General features: G+C 46.7%; 16 protein-coding genes. 7 read left to right on the forward strand and 9 right to left on the reverse strand.

The genetic code is table 11. From position 1 onward, the window contains the following. Positions 1-109: 109 nt before the first annotated feature. From ON05_RS32140 to ON05_RS32150, 3 genes are all read right to left on the reverse strand, one after another. Positions 110-649, reverse strand: coding sequence for a hypothetical protein (locus tag ON05_RS32140; protein WP_262562511.1), 540 nt, complete (start codon positions 647-649; stop codon positions 110-112). A gap of 88 nt (positions 650-737) precedes the next feature. Further along, positions 738-1,250 (reverse strand): hypothetical protein, encoded by a 513-nt coding sequence (locus ON05_RS32145; protein WP_010469784.1) that lies wholly within the window; start codon positions 1,248-1,250, stop codon positions 738-740. Between the two features lie 253 nt (positions 1,251-1,503). After that, entirely contained in the window at positions 1,504-1,698 is a 195-nt protein-coding gene (locus ON05_RS32150) for a hypothetical protein (protein WP_010469786.1), read from the reverse strand. A gap of 932 nt (positions 1,699-2,630) precedes the next feature. On the opposite strand from ON05_RS32150, the gene ON05_RS32155 reads away from it, so the two are divergent. The 6 genes from ON05_RS32155 to ON05_RS32180 all read left to right on the forward strand — a co-directional run bounded on the left by ON05_RS32155 (position 2,631) and on the right by ON05_RS32180 (position 5,714). Next, a complete protein-coding gene (locus ON05_RS32155) occupies positions 2,631-3,467 on the forward strand; it encodes a helix-turn-helix domain-containing protein (protein WP_262562512.1) in 837 nt (278 codons plus the stop codon). 335 nt (positions 3,468-3,802) lie between these two features. After that, positions 3,803-4,003 (forward strand): Mu transposase C-terminal domain-containing protein, encoded by a 201-nt coding sequence (locus ON05_RS32160; protein ID WP_262562513.1) that lies wholly within the window; start codon positions 3,803-3,805, stop codon positions 4,001-4,003. Between the two features lie 146 nt (positions 4,004-4,149). Next, on the forward strand, positions 4,150-4,293 hold the full coding sequence (locus ON05_RS32165) for a hypothetical protein (protein ID WP_262562514.1): 144 nt from the start codon (positions 4,150-4,152) through the stop codon (positions 4,291-4,293). A 27-nt stretch (positions 4,294-4,320) separates the two neighbouring features. After that, entirely contained in the window at positions 4,321-4,557 is a 237-nt protein-coding gene (locus tag ON05_RS32170; RefSeq protein WP_262562515.1) for a hypothetical protein, read from the forward strand. Then, the gene (locus ON05_RS32175) at positions 4,554-5,054 is read left to right on the forward strand and encodes a TniB family NTP-binding protein (RefSeq protein WP_262562516.1); all 501 of its coding nucleotides are present in this window, start codon (positions 4,554-4,556) and stop codon (positions 5,052-5,054) included. Before ON05_RS32170 ends, ON05_RS32175 begins: the two co-directional genes overlap by 4 nt. 135 nt (positions 5,055-5,189) lie before the next feature. Next, complete coding sequence (locus ON05_RS32180; protein WP_010469761.1) at positions 5,190-5,714, forward strand: TniQ family protein; 525 nt, start codon at positions 5,190-5,192, stop codon at positions 5,712-5,714. Between the two features lie 15 nt (positions 5,715-5,729). Here ON05_RS32180 and ON05_RS32185 read toward each other — a convergent pair whose 3' ends face one another. The 6 genes from ON05_RS32185 to ON05_RS32210 all read right to left on the reverse strand — a co-directional run bounded on the left by ON05_RS32185 (position 5,730) and on the right by ON05_RS32210 (position 8,270). Next, entirely contained in the window at positions 5,730-5,993 is a 264-nt protein-coding gene (locus ON05_RS32185; RefSeq protein WP_010469762.1) for a type II toxin-antitoxin system Phd/YefM family antitoxin, read from the reverse strand. Positions 5,994-6,045: 52 nt separating this feature from the next. Continuing rightward, complete coding sequence (locus ON05_RS32190; RefSeq protein WP_010469764.1) at positions 6,046-6,357, reverse strand: hypothetical protein; 312 nt, start codon at positions 6,355-6,357, stop codon at positions 6,046-6,048. Positions 6,358-6,512: 155 nt separating this feature from the next. Continuing rightward, positions 6,513-6,890, reverse strand: a complete 378-nt coding sequence (locus tag ON05_RS32195; RefSeq protein WP_262562517.1) for a hypothetical protein — start codon at positions 6,888-6,890, stop codon at positions 6,513-6,515. A gap of 49 nt (positions 6,891-6,939) precedes the next feature. Further along, complete coding sequence (locus ON05_RS32200) at positions 6,940-7,143, reverse strand: hypothetical protein (RefSeq protein WP_262562518.1); 204 nt, start codon at positions 7,141-7,143, stop codon at positions 6,940-6,942. A gap of 69 nt (positions 7,144-7,212) precedes the next feature. Then, complete coding sequence (locus tag ON05_RS32205) at positions 7,213-7,608, reverse strand: hypothetical protein (RefSeq protein ID WP_262562519.1); 396 nt, start codon at positions 7,606-7,608, stop codon at positions 7,213-7,215. 317 nt (positions 7,609-7,925) lie between these two features. Further along, positions 7,926-8,270 (reverse strand): hypothetical protein, encoded by a 345-nt coding sequence (locus tag ON05_RS32210; protein ID WP_262562520.1) that lies wholly within the window; start codon positions 8,268-8,270, stop codon positions 7,926-7,928. Positions 8,271-8,666: 396 nt separating this feature from the next. On the opposite strand from ON05_RS32210, the gene ON05_RS38850 reads away from it, so the two are divergent. Continuing rightward, complete coding sequence (locus ON05_RS38850) at positions 8,667-8,789, forward strand: UvrD-helicase domain-containing protein (RefSeq protein WP_396150607.1); 123 nt, start codon at positions 8,667-8,669, stop codon at positions 8,787-8,789. The last annotated feature ends 520 nt before the right edge of the window (positions 8,790-9,309 follow it).

Consider the following 9,309-nt stretch of genomic DNA (forward strand, 5'->3'; position numbering starts at 1 on the left):
GTTGCTGTCGTGTCTCACGCAATTTGTCCTTTTGTCTCACGCAATTTGTCCTTGCGATCGCAGGTAGTATCCCCAACGATGAGCATCTGCGATCGCAGTTACAGAACAGTTAGAAGTATTGGGAAGCGATTACCCAGGCTTGTCCAAGGAACTCTAGGTGTGTATTCCGCTCGTTTAATTGATTAGCAGAGAGCCATTCACGGGAGCGGGCAGTCATATAGGGATCAAAATCCGAGTCAGGGCAGGTTTCGGTATATGTCCAAATGCAATCTTGACAGGGCTCCATCGAGCACAGGTCATCCTCATCCTGCTCCAGGAATTGTTCAGCAGCCAGTCGATCCATGACATTGAACGGCACATCATGTTTAACCACCTGATACATGGGGGTATTGGCAACAGCAGGCGTTACCCGCTCCCAAACTTCTTGGGTATGTTGTCGCGTTGAATTATATTTCTCCAGTTCAGTCATAGTCAGCCACTCACGGGAGAGAATGGCGACCGATCCATCCTCTCGGGTGCTGCCATCCGTCAAGAAGCAATCAAAACAGGGTAGAACTTCTCCCCCGTATTCCTCTTGTTGGCCGTGGGCACATTGGCAATCCATTGGAGTTGAGTAGAGGTTTTGGGTTGGGAAAGTGAGTTTATACATTTGCATGATGCAGCCCTCATTGTGGCGTGGTCTTATCATCGGTTAGTGATCACCCCCATCCGTTTGGGGGCGATCTCAGCATTCAAAGTCAACCTTGCGGTTGCAGGGGAGCGACATTATCGATAGCTTTCTTGGCAACATCGCGCCAATGGGTTGTTTCATCCCACCGTTGGAAGACCTTTTGAGTGCCCAACCAGACCCGGCAGAACAGCACCTTGTCATCTTGATCTGAAGGGACGGCCTCGATGGTGATGGGCTGAAGGAGCTGTTTCGTATTGAGATTCGCGATCGCCATCAATAAGCCTTTAGCGAAGACGGACTCAGCACCAGCTTCCAGGGTGCAGGGACGATGCGCCTGAAGCTTGACTCTGATTTTACAGGTGGGTTTCCTTTTGTATTCCCCTTTGATGAACTCCAGGCTTTTGAGGAAGCCAGTGAGAGCAGGATGAGGGATTTCTTGGGGTTGGGAATTAGAATCGAGGGTATACCAAGTATGAGTGTTAGCTCGATTGCAGAATATGGCAATAGCGCTAGGACTTTCACCAAATCCTAGCGGTCTGTCGAGAAGTTGTTCCTGGGGCAGTATTTGAGTGGCTGTCATGATGGCCTCCGATTGCGATCGCAAAGAACAGATGGCTAGTGATGGATTAGAACAGCGTGGAAGGTATGACTGAAGGGAAATGGTTTTGAGGCTGTGATCTGGCCTGTGAACAAATGTCGAGCACAATGATCACCAAGACCAGGAGTAAGAGCAAGCGGTAGTCAGAGGGTTTGGGCATTGCGGCGGGCCTCCGTATGACTTTCTTATGTAAAAATAAGTTCAAATTACATAAGAAAGAAAAGAGCTATAATCCTTATTCTGTAGTAGCTTCAAATAATTTAGACTCTATAGCGGCATCAATATTTGCTTTCAGTTCGATCAGTTCAATAGGGGTCAAGGTATCGCATAAATGAGACGCATCAACAGGGGAATTTTCCAGGTCGAAGCCTAGTTTTTTATTGAGCGAGATCCAGGCTTTAGAACGTTGGGTAAGCGTGGGGTGTACCATACGGTCATCGTCCTTTGTAGGGTGCAAATTGTGGGGGTAATAGAACCCTCTACTGATCCTTCGAGGTGCGGTGCAATCCTTATAGGTACGGCTAGGAGCGGCAGTCTATAAGCCTTCTGCATTCGTCGCAGTTCTATTTAGTTGTGGAAGTAATGAGTGGAGCAGGAACGGCCTGTCTCTCAACCTGTACCTAATATAGCAATATTCACACCTAAAGTCAAGTATTTAAGATATGAGAATTAATAAATAGGTACGAGAAGCATATAGGTATAAGAAAGAGGCAAGGGTAGAATTGGAAATTGTAGCGCAACTTTACAAAGTCTATAAGCTATACACAGTAAGGAGCACAGGCGATAACACAGGGGAAGATTTTTTGAATGAGCGCTGTGATCACACGATCCGATCCGAGATCCTGCGTCACACAGAGTAGATCTGCGATCGCTTATATGATTTTTAGGTGTAAGTTCATAGGTGTGATATAAAATAGTATCAGTGTCATGTCTCACGCTATTTGTCCTATCGTCTCACGCTATTTGTCCAGATATAGCTAAAAAGATTTTACAGTAAGCATTACAGCGACATCTTTAATTGATTGATCTGTTCATTTCTTATCAAAAGTATTCTTCTTTAATCAAGCTTTACTTTGCTGTATTTATTTCTGGGTAAAGGCTATAGGAATTGTGGACAAATAGCGTGAGACACTTTGCTTAACTATTTCGGACAAATAGCGTGAGACGTTTTATACTTTGTCTGAGCTGCATCTATTTCTTTTTCGATGAAGGTTTCACCGCTTTTTGTCTCGTAGTCTTAAAAATGAGTTTCGGACAAATAGCGTGAGACGTGCTCGGGCTAAAAATGTTTGAAAATTGTCAGTGGTTTAGTGCGACGTGTCTGACTTTTTACCAACTATAGAACAAACATCGGAGACTCCTTTGTCAGAAGGATTAGCTGACGGGGTAGAACAGAAGATTCTGAACAATACAGAACCGCTTCCGTATCACTTGCAGCGCCGTCTAGAGGTATTGCAACGGTTAAAGAGTTACGAAGGGTGCAAGAGATATGTCCAAGAGCGAAAAAAGGCCGCTCAAGAGTTAAGCCTCAGTGATCGTAGTCTGCGTCGCCTGATACACCAATTCCGTGAGCAAGGTATAGAAGGAATCATTCGTCAGTCTCGTTCAGATCAAGGGCAACTCAAAGTGAGTGAAGATTGGCATCAGTTTATTGTGCAAACCTACCGTAAAGGAAACCGTGGGATGCGTCATACAGCTCCTGCTCAAATTGCTAATCTTGTGCAAAGTAGGGCTGCAAAACTCGGTCAGTCGGAATATCCCAGTCGAGCTACTGTCTACCGTATTCTAGAGCCAGAAGTGAAGTCACGATCGCTCAAGAAGAAACGTCGAGCGATTGGTTGGAATGGAGAAACCTTAAAGCTCACCACTCGTAAAGGGATAGAGCTGAACATCGAATATAGCAATCAGGTGTGGCAATGCGACCATACCCCTGCCGACATCCTAGTTGTGGATCAGCAAGGTGATATCCTGGGTCGTCCCACCCTGACTACCATTGTTGATACCTATTCCCGGTGCATCATGGGCATTCACTTAGGTCTGTCCTACCCTAGTGCCGCCGTCACCTGCTTGGCCCTGCGCCACGCCATCTTACCCAAGCAGTACGGAGCTGAGTATGAGCTAATGAACCTCTGGGGCACCTATGGCGTCCCCAATACCTCTATACCGATGGCGGCAGTGACTTTACGTCCATCATATTGATCAAGTCGCTGCCAGCTTAGGCATCGTTTTATGTTTACGTCGGAAACCCTCAGATGGCGGGATCGTTGAGCGGCCTTTTGGCACCTTAAATAGTGAGTTTTTCTCAACCCTTCCCGGCTACACCACTAATTGCCTCAAGAACCACCGCAAACGGGCTGAAAGTGAAGCCCGTCTGACCCTCCATCAACTAGAGCGTTTACTCGTGCGCTACATCGTGGATCGGTATAACCAACTCCCAGATCCGCGTCTAGGTAAACAAAGTCGTTTAGCCCGTTGGGAAGAAGGCCGTATTGCCCAACCCCGTTGATTGAAGAGCGAGACTTAGACCTTCTCTGATGCGTCAGGATCGTCGCCGAGTCTATCGAGGTGGGTATATTCGCTTCTCCAACCTTATTTATCGAGGTGAATATCTAGCAGGCTATGCCGGACAACAAGTCGTTCTTCGTTATGACCCGCGTGATATCACCAGCTTGCTGATTTATCGGCAAGAAGGCCCCAGAGACGTTTTTCTGACCCGAGCCCGCGCTCAAACTTAGAAACGGAGCGTCTGTCTTTATCCGAAGCGAAAGCTATCAGTCGTCGTCTGCGCCAAGCCTCAGAAGAAGTCACCAATAAATCCGTCTTAGCTGAGGTACGAGATCGCACCCAGTTTATCGACAACTTGCTAGAGCAACCTTTCCCCATGCCTGAAGAGCAACCTGACCTGCTCCCTCAACCATCGACCGAAAATGAAGAGGAAGCGCCTGATGAACCCGTTGTTACCCAGCCATTGCCTAAGATTCAGGTGTATGACTACGACACACTACGTCGGGAACATGGCCTCTAAGTCCACTGAACATATGGAGTGACCCCTATGGCATCAGAGCATCTGAATGAGTCGTCCACTAAAGCGCTCCCTATCGAAGAGCAAGCTGAACCCATCGATGTGGAAGAGCAAATTAGGCAATTAGGTAAACGCCGTATTCTTGAGCTGCCTCAGATGACGCGATTTCATACCTGGCTAGATGCCAAGCGTTTGACCCGTCAATCCTGCCGAGTGGTTGGAGAATCACGAACGGGAAAACGATTAGCTGTGATACCTACCACTTGAAACATACCGTCACGCAGAACCCAGGCTATGCGCCCATCATTCCAGTCGCCTATTGGCATTGTCCAGAAAACTTGTCAGTGAGTGGCTTTTTTACAGGTCTGTTGCAACTCCTCCAATATCGGGCAACAGGGGGCCGGATTCCAGAATTACGAGAACGGCTGTATAACGTTCTCTCCAACTGTGGTGTTGAGATGCTGATTCTGGATGAAGCGCAACGTCTGACAGAACGGGCCATATCTGAGGCCCGTGATATTTCCGACAAGTTGGAAATATCAGTTGTGTTAGTGGGAACCGATCGTCTTAATGCTGTACTGAGCTGGGATGAGCAAGTTAAATATCGATTTCTGTTGACCTATCATATGCCTCGTCTAAATTCAGAAGAGTTACGAGAGACCACGGCCCTTTGGGAAGAGCATATCCTGCAACTACCTGAACCCTCAAAACTCACCAGTGCTAAAGCTCAAGATCTGCTCCTTCAGAAACCCAAGGATATATAGGGCTCTTAGATCAAATTCTCCGAGAAGCAGCCATTCAAACTTTACTGATGGGGCGAACTCGCATTGAATATAGCCTCCTGAGGCAAGTGGTCAAATCCTGTTCATTATGATGGCCTTCGCTGTGGTTCGAGTGTGATGCCCCCATCGATTGCCTCATTACAACCTTGGATGTTTCAGGTTCAACCCTATCCAGACGAAAGCTTTGGACATTTTTTGGGCCGCTTTCGTCGAGCCAATTGTCTGAGTAGTGGTCACCTGTCTACCATGCTGAGACTTAGATCCTATATGGTTGCCTATTGGGAAACGCCTTCTCGTCGTCGAATACCGAATGCTGCTGCGCTCAATATCCTGTCTGATTTGACGGGGGTGGAAGTAGCTCGGCTGTGCCTAATGCTGTTTTCAGAGGAGACCCAGCTTTATTTTCAGACCCGCCTTTGTGCGCTATGTTATGCCGAAATTCCATCCCATCAATTGACTTGGCAAATGGCTGAAATATCGCATTGCGATCGTCATCAACGTCAACTGTTGTCTGCTTGTCCCCGATGTGGGAACGCTTTCCAATTGCCAGTGCATTGGCAGGTTGGTGAGTGTGAATACTGTCATTTACCGTTTGCAGAAATGGCTTCTGATCAGCTACCGGTAGCGGCAAAATCGCCTTGATTGGCCCAGCGACGTTCAATATTGATCTGCCCAAGCTAAAGTATCGGAGCAGTCTTTAAGGGGAGTCTGGATGCCCACTTCAATAGAATCCCACACCCCTGGAATGGAGTTGAGATAGAGGGTTTCTTGCAATGCGTTCCAAATCTGTTCACTGACTAAAACGGCATTGCCTTGCGCGCTTGCGATCATAATCGGTTCATGAGACTCGTTCACTTGATCGACGAGATCGGAGAGCGTTTGGCTTGCTTCAGTGATGGATAGGATTGTGGCGTCTGGCATATCAATTGGTTCCAGTGTTATTGGATAAAACGCATAGATCAAAGGGGAGGTTCTAGAGGAATTTGATGCTCCAAATAATCTCCCTGCCTGCTGTGGGTTCGTGGGTTTGCCGAAACTCTTCCTTGAGAATTTTGAGCTGTCTCTCTTGGACAGTGATGTGGTTAGGATATATCCATTTGCCAGGTGTGAGTCGTCGCGCGATAATTGCCCCTTCTTGCTCAAACTTGTCGTCTCCTTGTGTTGCACAGGCTGCAAAGAAAGCCGGTTTGAGGGCTTCGATTTGGTCTTCTAGTTCGGCGAGTTGAATCCGTAAATCAATCATCTGCTGAATGACTTCGGTCGGTTTGGGGATATCTGTCGCCATGAATGCTGCTCCAGAAATGATGGTTCTGAAGCCACCTTACGACATGAGGGGTGGAGAGCATGGGAGGCTTCACTGAGATCGCATCTGCCCTCAACAACGTACTAGAGGTCTGGAGGGTATTGGAGATAAACATTAGGTGCTCTTTGCCCCTCTGTTTATGAATTCACAGGAGCTTTGATAACCTCATCGATCATTATGCCTGCATGTCCATGGGGGAGATTATGGTACTTTCCTAAATTATGCTTCTCATGATGGGCATCAATATCTTTTTCCCTTTGCTTATGTACTCTTTGAATGACAGATTGTGACGAATGAGTCAGCCTTTTAAGTGAAGAAATCCCAATGCGCCACATTTCCTCATGAGACCGGTTGGGAGTGTTGTTGAAGGCCATAATGGCATCTATGGCGCGGTGAATCTTGGCGTTTGCTTCTTCGGGATCTAGACGCCCCCTGCCTCGCTTTTTGATAGGGGGTGCAACTTGTGGCGGTGAAGGGCTGGATACGCGCTTAGAAATTTGCTGTTGCTGAAGCAAAACGAGACATAGCTGAGTGAGAGCAGCGATTAAGGTATCTATTTCTGCTCTAAGGGCTGGGCACGATATTGTCATGAGACTGTTGTGGTTGGAGCAAAGTCTGACATAACTCAGAGAGAGTATGGGAAATGGTGTCTAAGCTCTGATTCGCGGTGGTGGGTGTAGTGTGGCTTTTTAGAGGTGGAGTTGAAACCGGATGAGGTGGAGATGGCGTTGCAATAGGTATGTCTGGTTCGTTAAAAGACCAAGGCATAATGTTGTCGTTCCTCGTAACTTATCCCTTCTTTGGTGTAACGCTTCCAGGATGCAGTCTTACTGTCAATTAGAGGTAAATCACCAGAGTGGACTGCTGCTTGAATGGCACTTTGATAAACGCCAAAAAATCAGAGTAATGCTTGAATTTTGAAATCTCGCCTTTGACTAATTCTCTGATATCTTCAGGAGTTTCAAGCGTTGCAAGTGCAGAAAGGAAGTGTTGGATGGCTGCTTGGAGGTTCGGAGACGGTTCGATCCTTTGTTCTAGATCTGGAAAATCTGATGCTTGGTCACTCGGGAGTGATTGGGGTGGAGGTCCATCATCCGGGTGTAAGCCTACTAGCACACTTACATTTGGATCGTGCAAACGAATCCCTTGTTGTCTATTGATTTTGCCTATTTCATTGCCAATGAAGTAATCAAAATAATGCCGCTTCTTAGCGAGGGATTTCTTCGTTTCCACGTCTTCGTTTGCAGGATGATGAAGTGTCCCTGAATGGCGGCCATAAAGTCAATGTCTAGAATTTGGGGAGGGGCATACCAATGGGTTGCAATGCGAGCATAGATGGTTCTGGAGAGCTGGGTGTATAAGTTTCCCTCTACTGATTGGTAATCGATGAGATCGGCGAAATTGAGATCGCAAGCTAGAGCAACTCATTTCCATAATGACGATTGATCTCCCGGTTATCCATAAACTTTGTATCTAACAGATCTCGGATCTGTGTAATTGAGTCCATGACCTGTCAGCAGGTACAGAGTCGGCACTCGAAGCAGGTGAGGTTAGTTGGATGAAGTTGGTGTCCTGTAACCAAGACTGAAAGGAGATTGGTAAGAAAAGGTGGCTGTTTTGAGCAGTTCGGCGCATCTGCGGCCTGTAATGACTGTAGTCCCGCGATGATATTTGCCCATTGGCAGCTCTGAGCAGTTGTGATGCCTTAGCACGATGGCATCAGGATTGGTGATGAGATGGATGCTGCCTTCACGAGGTTGAGAGCCTGCCTGAAGGTTGATCTCCGTCCACTCGTCAGTGGTGAAGCGCATATGCTCAAAAATGACGTGATCTCTGCAGCTTTCCTTTAGAGCTGTCGGACCTCGACTCAGATTCTTTGCTGATTCAAGTTCCAACCATGGTTTCCATTGCGTTTCATCCAGCTGTCCATGGTCAGCTATTTCATGGTCCTTTGGTGTGTCCTGTAGGGATGCGATCGCAGGAAAACGTAGTGTTGTAGATCTTTCAAGCCATAACGCATAGCTATAACGTACTGCATTAGCACTATGAGCTGTGGAGTGGAAGGTGTAGATAGTCTTTGTGTTCTCTTTGATTAACCACTTAGGGCATAGTGTCCTGGGAGACCATTAGACTGCACATATATTTGTTTTTTGAGGAAGATATTACTTTTTCTTTTTCCTTTTTCGATGGAATAGTTGTTGTAAGTTTAGAGGGATCCTTTGAAGAATAGCCTGTGTGGTGACGTATCTTGATTGTAGTGCTAGAGTTTTTCCTATTCCCACAGCAAATTATTGCCATACAAATGGTCCGGTTTAGTTTTAGCTCCAGCGGGAACTGGGAAAACTTCTGTTTTAGCAGCACGAGTCGATCAGGCTATCCGAATGGGAGTGCATCCCCACAATTGCTGTGCCTGACTTTTACAAACCGTGCAGCGCAGCAAATGCAGATGGTCTCAAGCTTGTGATCAACTGACCAATTGACGGTCAAACCTTTCATGGATTATGTGCTCATATTCTTCGTCAGAAGCATCAAATAGGTTTAAGCCAGGAATTCGTATTTATGATGAGCAAGATTCATTAGATCTACTCAAAGAACTATCAGGAATTTCGATAGTAAAGACTCTCCCACTCACTCAGAAATCCAAGCTGTAAACTGAGCTTACCTCTGGAGAATATGGAGCGCTCTTAGAACGGCCTCAAGGATTACGAGTCTTATTTGATGAGAGGATGACTGAAAAAGGCTTTAAAATTGCCTGCCAATATCAGTATGAATTGCACAACGGCAGGCGATTGATTTTGATGATTTAGTCTACTACGTGCGTGCCCTGTTGGTCTGTGAACTGAAGCTAGAGAGCGATGGTGTAAGTGTTTTGAGTTCATTCAAGTCGATGAAGTTCAGGATACTCATTGGTCGGAGTATGAAGTGATATGGATG

Source organism: Acaryochloris sp. CCMEE 5410, assembly GCF_000238775.2.
Lineage (GTDB): Bacteria > Cyanobacteriota > Cyanobacteriia > Thermosynechococcales > Thermosynechococcaceae > Acaryochloris.